Raw genomic sequence first — 1,523 nt, forward strand, 5'->3', positions numbered from 1 at the left:
TATACCAGGCCGACAGCTTCGCTGAGGAAGGCGATATGACGATGTATCAGATGCAGATCAAGCAAGCTCTGGACTTGCTGAAAAAGACCAGCATAGATAATGATACGAAAAACACCCGCATACGAGAGCTAAGCGAACTCCTGACCGAAGCAAAACGAACAAACCGTGTCGTAGGCGAAGGTAACTTGATCAAACCTCAAGCCAAGAAGGCAAAAAAGAAAAAACCGATCAGCGACTCAGCAGAAACGGAAACCAATCAAAACGAATGTACCGACACTTCAACTGAGCAAAAATAGAAGTAGTGAGTCGACTTAAGTAAATCTACCCCCTCTTAAAACAAAAAAACCGCAGCCAAAACTGCGGTTTTTTCTTATCTTATTAAGACACACTCCCGAAGAATACTTCCTATTGCCTAAGCAATCTTCCTGGGAGCGTGCTTATCAAAGATGGTCTTACAGACGTTCCCAAATTGTTGAGATGCCCTGACCAAGACCTACACACATGGTAGAAACACCATATTTGCCGCCCTTATCTTCAAGAACATTCAACAAAGTCGTTGAGATACGTGCACCTGAACAACCTAGTGGGTGACCCAAAGCGATCGCACCACCATTCAGGTTAACTTTAGTCTCTGCAACATCTAGCAACTTAAGATCTTTCATTACTGGCAAAGACTGACCTGCGAAAGCTTCGTTAAGCTCCCAGAAATCGATATCTTCAATGGTAAGACCAGCACGCTTAAGTGCTTTCTTAGTTGCTGGAACTGGGCCGTAACCCATGATAGCTGGATCACAACCTGCAACAGCCATTGAAACGATACGAGCACGTGGCTTAAGGCCAAGCTCTTCTGCTTTCTCAGCTGACATCAACAACATTGCTGCTGCGCCATCTGTAAGCTGTGAAGACGTACCCGCAGTTACTGTACCGCCTTTAGGGTTGAAAGCTGGCTTCAACTTGCCTAGAGACTCTGCAGTCGTTTCTGGACGGATTGTTTCATCGTCCTCAATAAGAACTTTAAAACCGTTCTCATCATGACCTTCAACTGGAACGATTTCGTTCTTAAAACGACCTTCCAATGTAGCTTCGTGAGCTAGACGGTGTGAACGCGCGCCAAACTCATCTTGCATTTCACGTGAAATACCGTGCATTTTAGCTAACATTTCAGCCGTTAGACCCATCATGTTAGATGCTTTTGCAGAGTACTTACTTGCTGCTGGGTTGTGGTCGAAACCTTTAGTCATGGATACGTGACCCATGTGCTCAACACCACCCACAACAAACACGTCACCGTTACCGGTTTGGATTGCTTGTGCAGCTGTGTGAATTGCACTCATCGCAGAACCACACAAACGGTTAACCGTTTGAGCGCCAGCAGCGTGAGGAACTTTAGTTAACAATGAAATTTGACGAGCAACGTTAAAGCCCTGCTCCATTGTTTGGTTAACACAACCCCAGATTACGTCTTCAACGTCATTAGGGTTCAATTTTTCGTTACGATCAAAAATAGCATCAATCAGCGTAGC

2 protein-coding genes are annotated in these 1,523 nt (G+C 45.1%); one reads left to right on the forward strand and one right to left on the reverse strand.

The genetic code is table 11. From position 1 onward, the window contains the following. A partial coding sequence (locus tag A3735_RS01535) for a hypothetical protein (RefSeq protein ID WP_231882331.1) occupies positions 1 to 296 on the forward strand: 296 nt, incomplete at its 5' end. A gap of 156 nt (positions 297 to 452) precedes the next feature. Here A3735_RS01535 and fadA read toward each other — a convergent pair. Next, positions 453 to 1,523: acetyl-CoA C-acyltransferase FadA (fadA, locus tag A3735_RS01540; protein WP_068637440.1), on the reverse strand; the 1,071-nt coding region annotated here is incomplete at its 5' end.

Source organism: Oleiphilus sp. HI0061, from assembly GCF_001635675.1.